Origin of the sequence: Paraburkholderia sp. LEh10, from assembly GCF_017814945.1 — a bacterium.
Lineage (GTDB): Bacteria > Pseudomonadota > Gammaproteobacteria > Burkholderiales > Burkholderiaceae > Paraburkholderia.
Genome location: NZ_JAGIPX010000038.1, coordinates 15,765 through 33,998 on the forward strand (window position 1 = coordinate 15,765; position 18,234 = coordinate 33,998).

Annotated in this window: 16 protein-coding genes; 13 read left to right on the top strand and 3 right to left on the bottom strand. The window is 63.5% G+C overall.

The features are described from left to right. The first annotated feature begins 67 nt into the window (after positions 1–67). The 3 genes from J8I87_RS27220 (at position 68) to J8I87_RS27230 (ending at position 4,100) form a co-directional block, all read left to right on the top strand. The gene (locus J8I87_RS27220) at positions 68–1,396 is read left to right on the top strand and encodes an MFS transporter (protein WP_209935172.1); all 1,329 of its coding nucleotides are present in this window, start codon (positions 68–70) and stop codon (positions 1,394–1,396) included. Positions 1,397–1,447: 51 nt separating this feature from the next. Next, positions 1,448–2,980, top strand: a complete 1,533-nt coding sequence (locus tag J8I87_RS27225) for a M81 family metallopeptidase (protein ID WP_209935174.1) — start codon at positions 1,448–1,450, stop codon at positions 2,978–2,980. A 61-nt stretch (positions 2,981–3,041) separates the two neighbouring features. After that, positions 3,042–4,100 carry an alpha/beta fold hydrolase gene (locus J8I87_RS27230; RefSeq protein WP_209935175.1) on the top strand — a complete coding sequence of 353 codons (1,059 nt, stop codon included), beginning with the start codon at positions 3,042–3,044 and terminating at the stop codon, positions 4,098–4,100. 37 nt (positions 4,101–4,137) lie between these two features. On the opposite strand, the gene J8I87_RS27235 is transcribed toward J8I87_RS27230, so the two are convergent. Next, the gene (locus tag J8I87_RS27235) at positions 4,138–5,880 is read right to left on the bottom strand and encodes an FAD-dependent oxidoreductase (RefSeq protein WP_209935176.1); all 1,743 of its coding nucleotides are present in this window, start codon (positions 5,878–5,880) and stop codon (positions 4,138–4,140) included. Positions 5,881–6,156: 276 nt separating this feature from the next. Between J8I87_RS27235 and J8I87_RS27240 the strand changes: the two genes are divergently transcribed. From J8I87_RS27240 to J8I87_RS27270, 7 genes are all read left to right on the top strand, one after another. Next, positions 6,157–6,459 (top strand): acyltransferase family protein, encoded by a 303-nt coding sequence (locus J8I87_RS27240; protein ID WP_209935177.1) that lies wholly within the window; start codon positions 6,157–6,159, stop codon positions 6,457–6,459. Positions 6,460–7,112: 653 nt separating this feature from the next. Beyond that, positions 7,113–7,583, top strand: coding sequence for a hypothetical protein (locus J8I87_RS27245; RefSeq protein ID WP_209935178.1), 471 nt, complete (start codon positions 7,113–7,115; stop codon positions 7,581–7,583). 221 nt (positions 7,584–7,804) lie between these two features. Beyond that, complete coding sequence (locus tag J8I87_RS27250) at positions 7,805–8,254, top strand: Ohr family peroxiredoxin (RefSeq protein WP_209935179.1); 450 nt, start codon at positions 7,805–7,807, stop codon at positions 8,252–8,254. A gap of 22 nt (positions 8,255–8,276) precedes the next feature. Next, positions 8,277–8,480, top strand: coding sequence for a hypothetical protein (locus tag J8I87_RS27255; protein WP_209935181.1), 204 nt, complete (start codon positions 8,277–8,279; stop codon positions 8,478–8,480). Between the two features lie 38 nt (positions 8,481–8,518). Beyond that, positions 8,519–9,229 carry a hypothetical protein gene (locus tag J8I87_RS27260; protein ID WP_209935182.1) on the top strand — a complete coding sequence of 237 codons (711 nt, stop codon included), beginning with the start codon at positions 8,519–8,521 and terminating at the stop codon, positions 9,227–9,229. Positions 9,230–10,078: 849 nt separating this feature from the next. Continuing rightward, positions 10,079–10,732 carry a peroxiredoxin gene (locus J8I87_RS27265; RefSeq protein WP_209935183.1) on the top strand — a complete coding sequence of 218 codons (654 nt, stop codon included), beginning with the start codon at positions 10,079–10,081 and terminating at the stop codon, positions 10,730–10,732. Between the two features lie 143 nt (positions 10,733–10,875). Next, positions 10,876–11,946, top strand: coding sequence for an MBL fold metallo-hydrolase (locus tag J8I87_RS27270; RefSeq protein ID WP_209935238.1), 1,071 nt, complete (start codon positions 10,876–10,878; stop codon positions 11,944–11,946). Positions 11,947–11,993: 47 nt separating this feature from the next. Here J8I87_RS27270 and J8I87_RS27275 read toward each other — a convergent pair whose 3' ends face one another. Beyond that, entirely contained in the window at positions 11,994–13,436 is a 1,443-nt protein-coding gene (locus J8I87_RS27275) for a PLP-dependent aminotransferase family protein (protein ID WP_209935184.1), read from the bottom strand. A gap of 249 nt (positions 13,437–13,685) precedes the next feature. Here J8I87_RS27275 and J8I87_RS27280 point away from each other — a divergent pair, with 249 nt between their 5' ends. The 3 genes from J8I87_RS27280 to J8I87_RS27290 all read left to right on the top strand — a co-directional run bounded on the left by J8I87_RS27280 (position 13,686) and on the right by J8I87_RS27290 (position 17,618). Then, positions 13,686–15,137, top strand: coding sequence for an amino acid permease (locus J8I87_RS27280; protein ID WP_209935186.1), 1,452 nt, complete (start codon positions 13,686–13,688; stop codon positions 15,135–15,137). After that, positions 15,137–16,369, top strand: coding sequence for an NAD(P)/FAD-dependent oxidoreductase (locus J8I87_RS27285; RefSeq protein WP_209935187.1), 1,233 nt, complete (start codon positions 15,137–15,139; stop codon positions 16,367–16,369). The genes J8I87_RS27280 and J8I87_RS27285 overlap by 1 nt, the downstream gene beginning before the upstream one ends. Positions 16,370–16,469: 100 nt before the next feature. Further along, a complete protein-coding gene (locus tag J8I87_RS27290) occupies positions 16,470–17,618 on the top strand; it encodes a branched-chain amino acid ABC transporter substrate-binding protein (protein WP_209935188.1) in 1,149 nt (382 codons plus the stop codon). 87 nt (positions 17,619–17,705) lie between these two features. On the opposite strand, the gene J8I87_RS27295 is transcribed toward J8I87_RS27290, so the two are convergent. Further along, the gene (locus tag J8I87_RS27295) at positions 17,706–18,170 is read right to left on the bottom strand and encodes a GNAT family N-acetyltransferase (RefSeq protein WP_209935189.1); all 465 of its coding nucleotides are present in this window, start codon (positions 18,168–18,170) and stop codon (positions 17,706–17,708) included. Positions 18,171–18,234 lie beyond the last annotated feature (64 nt).

An 18,234-nucleotide genomic window follows, 5' to 3' on the forward strand; every position in this document is an offset into this window, starting at 1 on the left:
CACGGTTTTACCTCGACAACATGGAGGAACGCAAGCCCTCGTTCAAACGGGACATTTGGAGACGAACATGACAGCGATACAAACCCTGAAGGAGAGCGATGCCGTTCGCGCGCTCTATAACCGGCTCAACTGGCGCTTGCTGCCGTTCCTGCTTGCCTGCTACATGTTCGCGTACCTGGATCGAGTGAACGTCGGCTTCGCGAAGCTCCAGATGCAAAGCGACCTCGGTTTCTCCGATGCGGCGTACGGCGTCGGCGCGGGCATCTTCTTTATCGGCTACGTGCTGTTCGAATTGCCGAGCAACCTGATGCTGCCGAAAATCGGCGCGCGCAAGACGTTCAGCCGCATTCTCGTGCTGTGGGGGCTGACGTCGGCGAGCATGCTGTTCGTGCGCAACGTGCCGATGTTCTACGCGATGCGCTTCCTGCTCGGCATCTTTGAAGCGGGCTTCGCGCCGGGCATGATCTATTACCTGTCCCGCTGGTACGGGCCGACGCGCATGGCGCGTGCAATCGCGATCGTGTTTCTCGCGGGGCCGCTGGGCGGCGTCGTGGGCGGTCCGCTGTCTGCGTGGCTGATGTCGGCGCTCTCGGGTGTTTATGGTCTCGCCGGCTGGCAATGGATGTTTCTCGTCGAAGGGCTGCCGTGCATCGTGCTGGGCGTGCTCACGCTGTTCGTGCTGTCGAACCGTCCCGCCGACGCACGCTGGCTGAGCGCCGACGAGAAGCAGTTGCTGGAAACCGAAACGGGTGTGAGCGAGGCGCACAACCCTTCGTTCAAGGCGGTGGCCCGCGATCCGCGTGTGTACATGCTCGCGTTCGCGTACTTCTCGATCATCTTCCCGATCTACGCGATCAGCTTCTGGCTGCCGACGCTCATCAAGGAACAAGGCGTGAACGACACGTTGCGGCTCGGATGGTATGTCGCGATTCCCTATGTCGCCGCGGGCATCGGCATGTACGTGGCGGGGCGCAGGTCGGACCGGACGGGCGAGCGGCGTTATCACTGCGCGGTGCCTGCGCTGGTGGGCGCTGTCCTGCTCGTCGCCGCGATCTTCGCGCAGGGCAATCTGATTGCGACGCTCGCGCTGCTGACGGCCGCGACGGCCACGATGTGGATGGCCTACACGGTGTTCTGGGCGATTCCCGCCGAATACATCAAGGGCCCGGCGGCCGCGGGCGGCATTGCGCTGATCAACACCATCGGACTGTCGGGCGGCTTCTGGGGTCCCGCCGCGATCGGCTGGGCGCGCGCGGCGACGGGCAATTCGCATCTGGCGCTGCTCGTGATGGCCATCATGCCCGTGATCGCCTGCCTGCTGATTCTCGCCAACCGTCAGGCACGGAACCCGGCGCGCGATACGGCAGACCTCGCGCTGCGCGCCGAATCGAACTGACGTCGACGCCATCGAACCGCTCACTCGCACCGAACAGAGGACCAACGCATCATGAAGATCCTGATTGCCGGCTTCCAGCACGAGACGAACACTTTTGCGCCGACGAAGGCGTCGTATCAAAGCTTCATCCAAGGCGAAGGCTTTCCGGCGCTGACGCGCGGCGTCGACGTGCTGACGCTGCGCGACGTGAACGTGCCGATCGGCGGCTTCATCAAGGCGGCGCAGGCGTCGGGGCATGAACTCATCCCCGTGATCTGGGCGGGCGCGAGCGCGTCCGCGCACGTGACAGAAGATGCATACGAACGCATCGCGGGTGAAATCGTCGCTGCCGTGCGCGCGGGCGGGTTCGATGCGATTTATCTCGATCTGCACGGCGCGATGGTCGCCGAACACATCGACGACGGCGAAGGCGAACTGCTGGCGCGCGTGCGGGAGATCGTCGGCGATGCGATGCCGCTCGTCGTGTCGCTCGACCTTCATGCGAACGTGACGCAGAAGATGCTGAAGCTCGCGAGCGCGATCGTCGCATACAGAACGTATCCGCACGTCGACATGGCCGAAACGGGCGAGCGCGCAGCCGTGCTGCTCGACAGGCTGCACCATGACGAGCGCGCATTGAAGTGCGTGGCGCGGCGCGTTCCGTTTCTGATTCCCGTCAATGCGATGTGCACGCTCGTCGAGCCCGCGCGAGGCATGTACGACATGCTGGCTTCGCTCGAACAGGGCCCGGTCGTTTCCGTCTCGTTTGCGCCGGGATTTCCGGCCGCCGACTTCCCGGAATGCGGGCCCATGGTCTGGGCGCACGGCTATGACGAAGACGCCCTCGCGCACGCAGTCGATGCGCTCGCCGCGCGCATGCTTGCCGCCGAGTCGCAGTGGGACGTGCGCTTCCTTTCTCCCGATGAAGCCGTCGCCGAAGCCGTGCGTGCGGGTCAGCGCGCGAGCAAGCCCGTCATCATCGCCGATACGCAGGACAACCCCGGAGTCGGCGGCGATTCGAACACGATGGGCATGGTGCGCGCGTTGTTGCGCAATCATGCACAGCACGCGGCTGTCGGCGTGATATGGGATGCCGGGGCTGCCGCAGCGGCGCATCGCGCGGGCGTCGGCGCGCGCATCGAACTCGCGCTGGCGGGCGGCTCGGGCGTGCCGGGTGACGAGCCGCTAGTCGGCGTGTTCGAAGTCGAGCATCTGTCCGATGGCCGCTTCCGTTTCGACGGACCGATGATGAACGGCATGCAGGCCGATCTCGGGCCTGTTGCGTGTCTGCGCATCGGCGGCGTGCGGATCGTCGTCAGCACGGTCAAGATGCAGATCTTCGAGCGCAACTTCTTTCGCGTCGCGGGCATCGAGCCCGAGCAGATGAAGATTCTCGTCGTGAAGAGCTCGGTGCATTTCCGCGCTGATTTCCAGCCCGCCGCGCAGGCGATACTCGTCGCGAAAGCGCCCGGCCCGATGGCCGCCGATCCCGCCGATCTGCCGTGGCGGCGCCTCGATCCGCAGATCCGCGTGCGGCCCACGGGGCCATCGTTCAGCGAGTGGCGCAGGCATTCGGCGCAAGCGGCGGCCGATCAATTGCAATGAGACGCGTGCCGACGAAGGCGTGAGCGTCTCTCGATCGAAACCACATCAAAGGAGAACCATCATGTCGGACCAGATCAATTCCCGACGCCGCCGGTTTATCAGCGTGGCGGCAGCGGCGGGCCTCGGGGCGCTCGACATCGGCTTGCCCGGATTCGGCGACGCGCAAGCCGCGCAAGCGAAGCAGCCGCCGGCGGGCGCCGCCGGCACGGCGCGGGCGCATGCATCGTTCGATGCGATCAAACAGATCGACGCGGGCTTGCTGAACGTCGGTTATGCGGAGCTGGGTCCGGGCGACGGACCCGCCGTCATTTTGCTGCACGGCTGGCCATACGACATCCATAGCTTCGTCGATGTCGCGCCGCTGCTCGCGGCGCGCGGCTATCGCGTGATCGTGCCGTATCTGCGCGGCTATGGTTCGACGCGCTTTCTTTCCGCCGACACGATGCGCAACGGCCAGCCGACGGCGATTGCCTCCGACATCGTCGCGCTGATGGATGCGCTCGATATCCAGCAGGCGGTGCTGGCGGGCTTCGACTGGGGCGCGCGCACCGCCGACATCATCGCCGTGCTGTGGCCACAGCGGTGCAAGGCGCTGGTCTCCGTGAGCGGCTACCTGATCGGCAATCAGCAGGCGGGCACGATGCCGCTGCCGCCGGAAGCCGAGTCGCAGTGGTGGTATCAGTTCTACTTCGCAACGGATCGCGGGCGTGTGGGCTATCAGAAGTACACGCATGACTTCGCGAAGCTGATCTGGAAACAGGCGTCGCCCAAGTGGAAGTTCGACGACGCCACCTTCGAGCGCAGCGCGGCCGCGTTCACCAACCCCGATCACGTGGACATCACGGTCCACAACTATCGCTGGCGGCAGGGCCTTGCGCAGGGCGAGGCGAAATACGATCCGCTCGAGCAGCGGCTCGTGCCCGCGCCTGCGATCGGCGTGCCCAGCATCACGCTGGAAGGCGATGCCAACGGCGCGCCGCATCCGCCGCCGAGCGTGTACGCAGCGAAATTTACGGGCAAATATGAGCATCGGACCATCACGGGCGGCATCGGGCATAACCTGCCGCAGGAAGCGCCGCGCGCATTCGCACAGGCCGTGATCGACGTCGACAGGTTCTAGCGCAACGGGCGGCGCGGGTCGTCAGCAGCCGCGTCGATCAGCACGTTACGCGCGCGTCGGCCAGAAGACGATGGATCTGCGCGACCACGGCCGCGCCTTCGCCCACCGCCGACGCAACCCGCTTGGTCGAACCCGAGCGGACGTCGCCGATCGCAAAGACGCCCGCGACGCTGGTTTGCAACGACATCGATTGCAGGCCGGACCCGGGAATGTCCGGTCCCGTCAGCACGAACCCCTTGCTGTCGAGCGATACGCCACACGTCTTGAGCCAGCTCGTGTTCGGCTCGGCGCCGATGAAGAGGAACAGATGATGCGCCGTCATGCTTCCTTCGATGCCGCCCGCGCCACGGTAGGACACGCGTTCGAGACGCGTCTCGCCTTCGACTGCCGTCAGCTCGATTCGCGTGTGCAGCGTCACGTTCGGGAGCGCCATGATGCGTTCGATCAGATAGTGCGACATGCTGTGTTCGAGGCTCGCGCCGCGAATGAACATGTGCACATGCTCGGCGTGCGACGCGAGAAACACGGCCGCCTGTCCCGCCGAATTGCCGCCGCCGATCAGCAGCACGGGCTCCTTGCGGCACAGCCTCGCTTCGATGGGGGTTGCCCAGTAGTACACGCCTGAGCCTTCGAAGCGCTCCAGACCGGCGACGTCAGGACGCCGATATTCGGCGCCGCTCGCGATCACCACCGTGCGCGCGGTGATGCGCCGGTTATCGGCGAGTTCGACGACAGGCGGCCGCTTGTCGCAATACAACGCTTTGACCTCGCACGGAATGCCGATATGCGCACCGAACTTCTGCGCCTGGACGAACGCGCGGCCTGCCAGCGCATGGCCTGTGATTCCCGTCGGAAAGCCCAGATAGTTTTCGATGCGCGAACTCGTGCCGGCCTGGCCGCCTGGCGCGCGGCAGTCGAGCGCCGCAACGGACAGTCCTTCGGATGCCGCATAGACGGCCGTTGCGAGCCCCGCTGGGCCCGCGCCGACAATCGCCACATCGTAGACATGCGTCGGATCGAATTCGGGTATCAGTCCCAGACAGGACGCGAGTTGCCCTTCGTCGGGATTGCGCAGCACCGTGCCATTCGGACAGACGACGAGCGGGAAGTCGTCGGGTTGCGGCGTCAGACGTTCGAGCAGCGCGATGGCTTCGGGGTCCTGTTCCGCATCGAGCGTCATGTTGGGAAACACGTTGCGGCGCAGGAAATTCTGCAGCGCAAGGAGCCGCGCGCTGCCCGATGCGCCGACGAGAACGACGCCGTGCCCGCGTTCGATCACGAGCACGCGCCGAAGAATCAGCGCCCGCATGATCTTCTCGCCGAGATCGGCTTCGCTGATCATCATCGCGCTCAGTTCTTCCGGACGCAGCAGCATCGCTTCGACGTCTTCCATCACGTGCGCGTCGACCACGGCGGGCTTGTTCGAGAGCTGTGTGACATCCGAGGTGAACTCGCCGCGCTTCGTGTAGGTGTGAATCACGCGCTCGTGCCCGAGACCGTCGCGGCCGACGATCCGCACCTTGCCCGAAAGCAGCACGAACACGCCGGGGCAGAGGCTTCCCGCGCGATACAGCATGGCGCCCGCCGGGTAGCGCGACAGATTGCCGAAGCGGCGAATCCTCTCGATCTCCGCATCCGTGAGGACGGGAAACATCTGCTGATGACGCGGATGGTCGCGCACGCTCGGGTCTTCGAGTAGAGCGCCTTCGTCGAGGGGACTCGCGTCCGCTGCCGGCTGGCGGGCGGACGGCGCATCTTTTGGCGTTGACTCGTTGCTCATCGCGAGTTCTCCTGCGGCGACTGACGGGCGCCGCCAGCGGTCGATCGGCTGTCACCGCTGGCGGCAACGTGAAGCTATACAACGTCGAACAAAATCGGCACGGCTGCTGAATGTTTGCGCGCACGTTCTTTAAAAGCTGCCCGGCAGATTCGGCTCAGATTTTCAAATCAGTTTCTCGTGAACACTTAAATCAGATTTGGGTAAGGTATAGCACTGTGGAACGATTTTTGGCGCGCTAATTTTCGACATTCTTAGCAATGATGCTGCGGAACAGAGATGTCGGGGAAATTAAACGGAATTCAGGCGCTGCGAGCGCTTGCTGCAATCGCGGTTGTCGCGCTGCACTTCAATGAACAAATTGGGTTCTATGATCGCGGTGGTGCGCCGCGCCTACTGACATCAGGCGTCGCGTACGTTGGCGCGAGCGGTGTCGATATCTTCTTTGTGATCAGTGGTTTCATTATGTATTGCACAAGAGCCGAGAGCGTCGCAGGCGCTGCGGCGGCCGCGAATTTCCTGTGGCGCAGCGCAGTACGAATTTTGCCCCTTACTGGTTCTGGAGAACCATCGGCCTGCTAACGTGGGCATTGCATCTGCTCGGCTATGCGTCGTATTTGATCTATCTGACCCATCAGCTTCCGATGATGGTTTTTGCTCGCTACCTAAAAAAAGGATGGTTCGCATCAATAGTGAAATAGCTCGCAATGCCGAATGCGATTGCGATGCAAATTGCCGCCCACGGGAGCATGTCTGGTTGTATTGAGCGGCCGATAATCGGCATGTTTTCACGCAAGCCTTTCCGGCAGCCACAGCTTCGTTGTGCCGAGCGAATGAGATTCCAGTCTCAGTGGAGCTAAATGGTCCGGTGGGACTTCGATCTTGAAGCAGTGCGTAACAGCCTGTTTGTGACGCGCGGAAGAAGGGTCGTTTTTCGTTTTTCTGGCGGTCGCGGTTGATGGCACGAGCGCATCAATTCGTCCAGACGCGCGCTTAGGCGATTGCAACGCGTACGGCGACGCCCGCACAAATGCGAAAGACAGAGCAATCGACTTGTCGGAACGCGCCAAGAACGCCTGTATCCCGTCAAATCATGCAATGAACGCGCACCCGTGCAGCGCATCCGGACGGCTGGGGGCATTCGTCTGAACGGGTATACCCCATTTCATTCCATCGGGCTGCGCGGTGATCGTCTAAACATCGATGGCGCTGGAAAAAGGCAGTTGGAGGTCGGCATGAACCGTTTCGATTCGAGTACCGCATTATTCGTCTTTCACTGGAGTCTAGCCGCGACGTTCGGCGCAGTGAGTCCGATGTGCTTCGCAGCGGCGGGCGAAGAGGCCGTGCCGAATGCAGCCATCGAGGCTGTCGTCCGCAATGTCCCCGCGCCTTGCGACCGATCGACGACGGCGGCGGTGAAAGAGCCGTTGACGTTGATGATTCAATCCCCTTCGGGCGAAGCAGTACGGCTGACGTACGCCGCCGACGAAGGATGGCAGACAGACCCCGGTTCAGCCGTCGTGAAGCAAAGCTCGGGGCGCGTCGAGCCCGTCAGCGCGCCGCAATCTGGTGCTGAATCCGCGCTTGACGACGCAGCCGGCAAGCCGATGACGGTGTTCATCGACGGTCCGACTGGCTATACCTACTACTGGAGCCGCGAGCAGGGCTGGAAGTTCGTCGGCCGCCTGACGGGCCGCGTTCAGTAGGTCTCCAACCGCCGTCGTCTTCTGTCGATCCGACGGCTCTTCCACATCCAACTGGCCGCTGGCGCCTGCGCGCCGCACGTTTCTTTTTTCCTATTGAAATTTGCACGCAATTAAATCGCGTGCGATTGACAAAGGCGAGCTTCTCGATCAATATGCGTCGCATGCGATTGAATCGCATGAGTTAAATAAATCGGCACCTCATATCTATCAAGGAGTTCACCATGACCAAAATCGAAAAAGTGCTGTTCACGGGCAAGACGCACACGACGGCAAGCAGCCGGCCCGGCGCCTCGCGTGGCCACGAAGGGCGCCTCGATATCAGGCTGTCGGCGTCCGGCAACGGCGCGCATCCGGAACACGTGTTCGAGGCGGCACAGCCGCATCCGACCGCAGAGCAACTGTTTGCAGGCGCGTGGTCGGCCTGCCTGATTACGGCAATCGGACTGGCGGCCAGCGCACAGAAAGTCGCGCTTCCAGCCGATCTGGCCGTCGATATCGAAGTGGACCTGGGCCAGACGGGTAGCGCGTGGTTTCTCGCGGCGCGGATCAGCGTGAGCATGCCGGGCGTGCCGCGCGATGTCGCCGAAGCGGTAGTGCACGCCGCCGACGAAATGTGCCCGTACTCGAAGGCGACACGCGGCAATATCGAGGTCGCCGTCAACGTGATCTAGGCAACGGGTGCTGGAGGCGCGGGTGCGCTTCCGGCTCGGCCGGCAACGCGAGATCGGCTGCATCGGCTTCGCTGCGATATGGGCCAAAACATCGGGCCAGAACATCAGGCCAGAACATCAAGGCCAGAACATCAGGCCAAAACATCAGGCCAAAACATCAGGCCAGAACATCAGGCCAGAACATCGGGCTGAAAATATCGGCCCGAAAATATCGGGCCTAGAATAAAGCCGGCAACATTGCCTTCCTCCAATAGACGCCGGCCCATGAATCATCACGTTGCCCGTTTCGTTCGTCCAATGTCATCCGCTCTGTGCATGGCTGCCTTTGCCGCGCTCGCTTCGTGCGGCGGCAGCGTCTGCATCGGCTTTGACGGCTGCACGGGCGCAAACGGAACGCCGAGCATCGGGCTGTCCGGCACGGCCGCGACGGGCAAGGCGCTTGCCAGTGCGACGGTCAACGTGAATTGCGCACAGGGCTCGGCGGCCACGCTGTCGGATGGCGGCGGACGCTATAGCTTGACGTTCAACGCCGCGCCGCCGTGCATTCTCGCTGTCACGTCAGGCGGCACGACGCTTCATTCGCTGGCATTTGCGGGCGGCACGTTCAACACGACACCGGAAACGGAGCTCATGCTCGTCTATCTCGCCGCGCAACTCGGCACGAGCGAGGCCAATCTGATCGCGAGCTTTCCCAATAACGCGCAGTTCCAGCAGGCGCTGGCAAACCCGAACAATGCGCAGAATGCGCAAGCGGCCGTCGTCGCGAATCTGCAGCAGCATTATGCGGTGACGCTTGCCGTGCCCGCTTTTCTAAGCACGCCGTTTGTCGTCGGGCAAGCAGGCGTCGACAGCGATCTCGAGGCGCTTGCGAAAGCAGGCGCCATCGACGCCAACGGCATGCCTGATCCCGCCGCTGTCGCGCTGATGTCGTCGGCGGGAAGTGCTCAGCCGCTCGCGAAGAAAGCCACGCGCTGATCGCGCGACAGCGATACGGGCAGCGCATGTGACGCCACGTTGAGCCGCGCATCGCGCGCGTGCCATCAGTGCGCGCGATGGGCCAGATGCGTCGGACGTATGCGTGAGCGCAATGAGTCATATGCGCGCCGGCCGTCTACGGGCGGATAAACGGCTTCAACGATGTGCAGATTCTCGACATCCGCAGTGGCCGCGCCAGTTTCGACGCGAAGCTCGATGCGCTCGCGCGGCTCGTGAAGACATCGCGGCCAACCGTGGTCATGCCGACAACGCGCTCGCCGAAGCCTTTTTCGCGGCGGGACGAAGGCGAATCTCGTCGATGCGATCGTTACGATCGGCGACAAGACGGTCACGAACTATCTGCATGCGACGACCCGCGTACCCGTCGATTTCCCGGCCGCGCCGAATCTACCCGAATAAGCGCAGCGCCGCACGAGAGACGTTCCAGTAGAAACTTCGTAATAAATGGAGGCACCCGTGCGATATCGCGGGTGCCGCTTTCTTCATTCATCCGTCGATTCATGCGCGATGCGTCCGTCTGTGCCGCGGCGAACATATCACCCGGAAAAAGAAGTGCTCACTTACGGTCGGCGCACGAAAGCTGTAATTTGTTCTACCCTATAAAGGCTATCTGCAGCGCGCTTTACGTTGTCTCGCATCGCCGCCGTTCGGGAGTTCTGCCGGGTTCGCTCGCGGTCGCACTCCCTCAAAATGTGGCACCACGGCCGGAGATTTATCGTCGGAACATCCTTATGCCGATTCCGGCTTACCTGGTCGGTCCGTGCCGCGCCGGCAGCGGCGGTAGCACCACGACGCATTTGTTCGCACCTATTTCCAAGGAGGATGAAGATGTCGATTCGATTAGGAGAAGAAGCTCCCGATTTCACCGCGGAGACCACGGAAGGCACGATCCGCTTTCATGAATGGATCGGGGACAGCTGGGCGATCCTGTTCTCGCATCCGAAGGACTTCACGCCCGTCTGCACGACGGAACTGGGCTATATGGCGGGACTCAAACCCGAATTCGACAAGCGCAACACGAAGATCATCGGGCTCAGCATCGATCCTGTCAGTGACCACCAGAAGTGGGCGAAGGACATCGAAGAGACGCAGGGCCACGCGGTCAACTATCCGATGATCGGCGATCCCGATCTGAAGGTCGCGAAGCTCTACGACATGATTCACCCGAACGCGAGCGGCGGCCCGCGCACGGCCGTCGACAACGCGACGGTGCGCGCTGTGTTCGTCATCGGGCCGGACAAGAAGGTCAAGGCGACGTTCGTCTATCCGATGAGTTCGGGTCGCAATTTCGACGAAGTGCTGCGTTTGCTGGACTCGCTGCAATTGAATGCGAAGCACACCGTCGCGACGCCCGTGAACTGGAAGCCGGGTGAAGACGTCATCATCCCGACGTCCGTTTCCGACGACGCCGCGAAAGAGAAATATCCGCAGGGCTTCAAGACGCTCAAGCCGTATCTGCGCTACGTGCAGCAACCGAAGTAAGCGCCTTGCCGTCGGGCCGGCGCGCGGGGGCTGAACGCGCGCCGGCGTATCACCGCACGGGCTGGCTTTTCGCATGAATGGGGCGCGGCGCCGCAGTCCGCGCCCCGACGCTTCCTGACACAAGTTGAGAGAACGTGAGCGCGTTGATCTTTCGACAGCTGTTCGACCAGCAATCGTCTACTTATACCTATCTGCTCGCCGATGCGCACACGCGCGAGGCCGTGCTCATCGATCCCGTGTTCGAACAGGCGCGCCGCGATGCGGCGCTGCTGGAGGAACTGGGCCTGCGTCTGCTTTATACGATCGATACGCATGTTCATGCCGATCACGTCACGGGCGCATGGATGCTGAAAAAACGCACGGGCAGCCAGATCGCGATCTCGGCGGCGAGCGCGGCGCAAGGCGCGGACCGCTATCTCAACCACGGCGACTCGATTGCATTCGGCGCACATCGCCTGCAAGTGCGCGCGACGCCAGGTCATACGAATGGGTGCATCAGTCTCGTGCTCGATGACGAATCGATCGCGTTCACGGGCGATTGCCTGCTGATTCGCGGAACAGGGCGCACGGACTTTCAGAACGGCAGTCCGCACGCGCTGTATCGTGCGGTGCACGAGCAGCTTTTCTCGCTGCCCGAAAACTGTCTGCTGTATCCGGCCCACGACTATCGCGGCCTCACGGTGACGAGCGTCGCCGAGGAACGGCGCTTCAATCCGCGCCTAGGCGGTGAGTTGTGCGAAGAGGATTTCACGGGCTACATGACGAACCTGGGACTCGCGCATCCGCGGCAGATCGACGTGGCGGTTCCGGCGAACATGAAGTGCGGCGTCGCGGCAAGCGATCCGTCGAAAAAGCCCGAGCCCGACTGGGCGCCGCTCACGTACACGTTTGCCGGGATCTGGGAAATCCACCCGCAGTGGCTCGAAGAACATCTGCAGTCGGTGCAGATCGTCGATGTGCGCGAGCCCGACGAATACAACGGACCGCTCGGGCGCATTCCGCAAGCAAAGCTGATTTCGCTCGGCCACCTCGCTGCGCGCGCGGCGGAGCTCGGCAAGGACCGTCCTGTCGTCACCGTCTGCCGCGCGGGCGGCAGGTCGGCGCAAGCGACCGTGATTCTTCGTCAGGCGGGATTCGACGACGTTGCGAATCTCGCGGGCGGCATGTTGCGCTGGCGCGCCGAAGGCCGCGTCGTCGAAAACGGCGGCCTGTAGCGCGCGTTTTACGCCTGGCGCGTCAGGACATCACGCGCGCTGCGCGATCAGATCGTGCCGAACAACGCGCGCGGCCGGTCGCGCAATGCATTCGCGAGCGTCTGCAATGCGCTCACCAGTTGCTCGCGCGAAGACGCGCACGCGAGATTGATTCGCACGCCATGCTCGACTTCGGCGCGATCGACGGCAAATGCCGACGAAGGCATCACGACCACGCCGCGCGCCTTGGCATTCGCGGCGAAATCGTCGGCGCGCCACGGCGGCGGCAACTTGAGCCACACGAACATGCACGCCGGGTCGGAATCCAGCCATTCCTGCGGCAGAATCTGCCGCGCGAGATCGTGCCGCACGCGGATCTCGGCGAGCTGCGCATCCATGATGCGGCGCGCGGTGCCGTCCTCGATCCACATCGTCGCAATCAGCATCGACATCGGCGCTGGCATCCACGCCGTCGTGCGCACGGCCTCCGCGCAAAGCGCGGAGCGCTCGGGCGGACTGGCCAGAAAGCCCAGCCGCAGCCCGGGCGCGAGAATCTTCGATGTCGCCGCGATGTGGAACGTCAGTTCCGGGCAAAGGCTCGCGAGCGTCGGCAGGCGCTGCGAGACGAGGGGACCGTAGACGTCGTCCTCGATGATCGCCACGCTGTAGCGTCGCGCGATATCGACGAGCGCGACGCGCCGTTCGAGACTCATTGTCGTGACGGTCGGGTTTTGCAGATTCGGCACCGTGAAAATGGCCTTGACGGGCACGCGGCTGCAAATGCGCTCGACCTCATCCGTCATCAGCCCTTCGTGGTCGCTCGGCACGCTGACGATCTCGAACTGGAACACGGGCGCGAGCGCTTTCAGGCCGTAATAGGTGAGCCGGTCGGCGATGATCACGCCGTCCGTGCCGATCAGGCTGTTGAGCACGGCATACAGGCCGTGCTGCGCGCCGCTCGTCACGACGACATGCTCGGGCGAAGGCGTGAAGCCGGGCGCGGCCATCCACTTCGCGCCGGCGGCGCGCGCCCATGCGGGTCCTTGCGGCGGCTGATATTCCTGTAGCGACGCATAGCGCGGATCGCGCGGCAGATCGGCGAGCGTCGTTGCGAGGCAGGACAGAAACTCGCCCGTCGCCGGCCGGTTGACGGTCAGATCGATTGCGCCGCTCGGGGCGGCGTTCGGCGCGCTGGCCGTTTCGACGCGCGGCATCGCGCCGCCCGTCACGAGCGAGCCGCGCCGCTTGCTGCCGATCACCAGCCCGCGCAACTGCAACTCCTTGTAGGCGCGCGAAACCGTCGACACGTTGATGCCGAGTTCCGTCGCCAGCTGGCGCTGCGGAGGCAGCCGGCTGCCGGGCGGATAGATGCCGCCGCGAATCTCGTCTTCGATCGACGCCGACACCTCGATATAGGTCGCGCGTTTTGTCTGGACCTGATCGCCGTTTGTCTGGGCGGCTTCGGCGCTGGCGCCGTTGCTGTGTGCTGCTTTGTGTCTGCTGGAAGCCATCGTCTTGCCCTGTCTCCATACAAAACAGGTTTTGTCTGCCTGTTTGTGCCAGTTCGCCGGATTTTATACCAGATACGCGTCCTTGCCACGTCTTTCAAGGCTCCGCAAGGAATGCGCCCAGCCAGGCCAGGGAAAGTCCTGGACCACACAATGAGCTTTTTAATTGCACACAAAAATCGGTTGTGTGATCCTTTGAATCAGGTTTTGTGTGGTTTCAAATTGCAGGATCGAGCCGGAAGGAGATTTCGCATGGCAGACAGCAGTACACACGTTCGCGCGCCGCGCGACACGCACGAAAGCGGGACGCCGCGGCTTGGCGTCGCGTTGCGCCAGCGTCACGTCACGATGATTTCGCTCGGCGGCATCATCGGCGCTGGGCTGTTCGTGGGCAGCAGCGCGACGCTGAGCACGGTCGGGCCGGCTGCGGCGCTGTCGTATCTGGTGGCGGGCATCGTCGTGCTGATGGTGATGCGCATGCTCGGCGAGATGGCGCTCGCCGTGCCGGGCGTGGGCTCGTTCACCGAATACGCGCGCATTGGCCTCGGCGACTGGGCGGGTTTCACGAGCGGGTGGCTGTACTGGTACTTCTGGGTGATCGTCGTCGCGGTGGAGGCGGTGGCGGGGGCGGCGATCCTGCAACGCTGGATACCCGCGCCCGTATGGATGATCGGACTCGTGCTGCTGTCGGTGATGACGTTCGTCAATCTGATGTCGGTGAAGTCATATGGCGAATTCGAATTCTGGTTCGCGTCGATCAAGGTCGCGGCCATCATCGTGTTCATCGCGATCGGCGCCGCATGGGTTTTCGGTCTCGGTCATACGCACAGCGCGTGGAGCAATCTGACGGCCTCGAAAGGCTTCTTGCCGTTCGGCATGATGTCGGTGTTCGCGGCCGTGCCGACCGTGATCTTTGCCGTCGGCGGCGCGGAAATCGCGACGATCGCGGCAGCGGAATCGGACAATCCCGCGAAGAGCGTCGCCGCGATGACGCGCTCGGTGATCCTGCGCGTGATCACGTTCTACGTGGGCTCGATGTTCCTGATCGCGTGCATCGTGCCGTGGACCAGCATCGTCACGGGACATTCGCCGTTCGTCGCCGCGCTCGAGACAATGCGCGTGCCGGGCTCGGCGGACATCATGAACGCGATCGTGCTCGTCGCCGTGCTGTCGGCGCTGAACTCGGGGCTGTACGTGTCGTCGCGGATCCTGTTCCGCCTCGCCGGCCGGGGCGCCGCGCCGCGCGCGCTGTTGCGCCTGACGCCGTCGCGCGTGCCACGCCTTGCCGTGCTGTTGAGCAGCGTGGTGGGCTACGTGGCGATCATCGCGGCAATCGTGTCGCCGCAGGGCGTGTTCCTGTTCCTCGTGAACGCATCGGGCGCAGTGATGCTGTTCGTCTATCTCGCGACAGCGCTTGCGCAGATCCGCATTCGCCGTCGACTCGAACGCAATGGCGAACAACCCGAACTGCCGATGTGGCTTTTCCCGTGGTTGTCGTATGCCGTCGTCGCCGCGATCGTTGGAGTGCTGATCGCGATGGGCATGGATGCCGAACTGCGGCCGCAGTTGATGGCGAGCATCGCGAGTCTCGCGGTTGCGTCGGCGGCATGGCTGCTCGGCGCGAGGCGGCGCAATGCGGATGAGGGCACGCGCACGGGCTATCTGTCAGCGGTCGATGGACGCGCGTTGTCGGGAGAGCGGTAATGGCAGAGGTTGGCATTGTCGGCGCGGGTTTCATCGGGCTTGCGAGCGCCGGCTGGCTGATGCGTGACGGGCATCGCGTGACGCTGTTCGATCCGTCCGGCGTCGCGCAGGGCGCGTCGTTCGGCAACGCGGGCACGTTCGCGCCGTACGGCTGCATTCCCGTGAACAACCCTTCCGTGTTTCGCGACCTGCCGCGCTTTCTGTTGTCGAGCGAGAGCCCGTTCCGGCTGCGCTGGAGCTATCTGCCGCATATGTTGCCTTGGCTCGCGCGCTTCATGATCAGTTCGACGCAGCGCCGCTATGAAGCGAGCGCCAGCGCGCTCGCCGCGCTGCTTGCGCAAGCGCAGGCCGGTTATGAGCCGCTGCTCGAAGAAGCCGCGCTTTCGAGGTATGTCCGGCCGCGCGAGTGCCTTTATCTGTATTCAAGCGGCGCGTCGTTCGATGCGTCGCGCGCTTCGCTGAACTTGCGCGAACAGCTTGGCGTGTCGTTCGACGTGCTGTCCGGCGACGACGTGAGGAAGCTGGAGCCATCCCTCGCGCCGATTTTCGAGCGCGGCGTGCTCTTTAGCGATAGCTGGCATTTCTCAGATCCGCAGGGCTATCTGCTGACGCTGTACGAGATGCTCGCGGCGCGCGGCCTCAAGCTCCAACGCAAGAACGTGAGCGAGGTCGCGCCTGCACCGGAAGGCGTCACGTTGACGACGGACGACGGCACGCCGCGCCGCTTCGATCATGTCGTGATCGCGACGGGCGCGCGCTCGGCGAAATTCGCCGCGCAATGCGGCGACCGTGTGCCGCTCGACACGGAGCGCGGCTATCACGTGCGCTATCGCGGCGCGTCGCAACTAATTTCGCGGCCGGTCGGCTGGGCCGAGCGCGGCTTTTACATGACGCCGATGGAAGACGGCGTGCGCGTCGCGGGCACCGTCGAGCTGGGCGGCTTCAGCGACGTGCGCAACCGTTCGCTGATCGACCTGCTGACGTTTTCGTCGAAGCGGGCGTTGCCGGGGTTGCAGCAGCCCGACAGCACGTGGCTGGGTTTCCGGCCCACGCTGCCCGACGGAGTGCCCGTGCTGGGGCGCGCAAGCGCCAGCGAACGGGTGATCTATGCATTCGGCCACCAGCATCTGGGGCTGACGCTCGCGGGCGTCAGCGGTCGCATCGTGGCGGATCTCGTTGCGCGGCGCGCGCCGCCGCTCGACCTGGCGCGCTACGCGGCGACACGATTTTGATTGATTGAATGGTTGACGTATTGGGACGACATCGACGCGTCGCGCATCGGGTCGCTCGACAGGCAAAGAGCGCGACATGGCTCATCGACAGGAGCGCATTATGAATCGACGTACATGGCTGATCAGGTTGGCAGTTTGCGCTCTTGCAGCGCAAGCATCGTTTGCATTTGCCGCCGATCCGGAGGTGGTCAAGATTGGTTTTGTCGGTCCGCTGACGGGCCCCGTCGCACGGGTCGGCAAGGACCTTCAATATGGCGCGCAACTGGCGCTCGACGAAGAAAACGCGAAGCATCCGACCATCGCGGGCAAACCCGTGAAATTCGTGCTCGACGTGCAGGACGATCAGGCCGATCCGCGCGTCGCGATTCAGGTCGCGCAAAAGCTGGTCGACGACGGCGTGGTCGGCGTGATCGGCCACTACAACTCGGGGTGCAGCATTCCCGCGTCGGCGGTCTATCATTCGGCCAATGTCGCGATGATCACGCCGGGCTCGACCAACCCGCAACTGACCAAGCAGGGCTTCAAGAACGTGTTCCGCACGATGGGGCATGACGGCGTCGGCGGCGTGGTGGCGGGGCATTTCGTCGTCGAGCAGATGAAGGCCAAACGCATCGGCATCATCGACGACCGCACGGCGTTCGGTCAGGGCCTCGCCGATGCGTTCGAGAAGGGCGTGAAGGAGGCGAACGGCAACATCGTCGATCGCGAATTCACGAATGACAAGGCCGTCGACTTCCGCGCGATTCTGACTTCGCTGAAGAGCAAGAATGTCGATGTGATTTTCTTCGGCGGGCTGGACGAACAGGGCGCAATGCTCGTCAAGCAGATGCGCTCGCTCGGCATGCAGACGCAGCTGTTCGGCGCGGGCGCGCTCAAGAGCAACGCATTCCTGCAGATCGCCGGACCTTCCGGCGAGCGTACGCAAGATCTCGAACCGGGACCCGCGCTCGACAAGCTGCCGGCCGCGCAGGACTTCGGCAAGCGCTACAAGGCGCGCTTCAACCAGGATGTCGAACTGTACGCGCCGTTTGCGTACGACGCCGCGCTCGCGATGCTCAAGGCAATTCACGACGCCAACTCGCTCGACCGGCAGAAGATCGTCGAGAGTCTCGCGAAGGTCTCGCTGACGGGCGTGACGGGCAAGATCACGTTCGATCCGTACGGCGATCTGATCAAGCCGCCCTACACGCTGTTCGAAGTGCAGCAGGGTCAGTGGAAGAGCATCAAGACGGTTGGCGGCGGTGCTTGATCGCAAGCGTGTTGTAACGGCGCGCGATTTGCGCGCCGTTACGCGCGTTTGGACGTCGTTGAAAACCTCGCGCAGCAGTGGCGCTAGTCACAGGTCGAGTTCCAGAAACCGCGTGCCTTCTATCGGATTGAACACATAGGCGGAGATCGGCCTGAATCCCAGCGACGCATAGAGCCGTTGCGCAGCCTGCATGGTCGGCAGCGTATCGAGGCGCATCTTGCGGTAGCCCGCTTCTCTTGCCGCGTGCAAGATGGCTTGCGCGAGGCGTCTGCCGAGTTGCTGGCCACGGCCTGCGGGGCGCACATACAGGCGCTTCATTTCGCAGATGTCGTGCTCGAACGGCCGTAAGGCGGCGCAGCCGACGAGTTCTTCTTCGCGCCACGCGAGCAGAATGATGCCGCCCGGCGGCGCGTATTTGCCGGGCAGCGCAGCCAGTTCCGCGTCGAATGACTGGAAGCCCAGATCGACGCCGAGGCTTTCGGCGTATTCGCGGAAGATCGTGCGCACCGCGTCGATGTCTTCCGGAAAGCGAGCGGGCTGGATCTGGGCCATCGAAGCGCTTTGACGATGCGTGGATGCTTGTAGTGTAGTCGCCGTTCGCGTTTTGTTCCCGGCG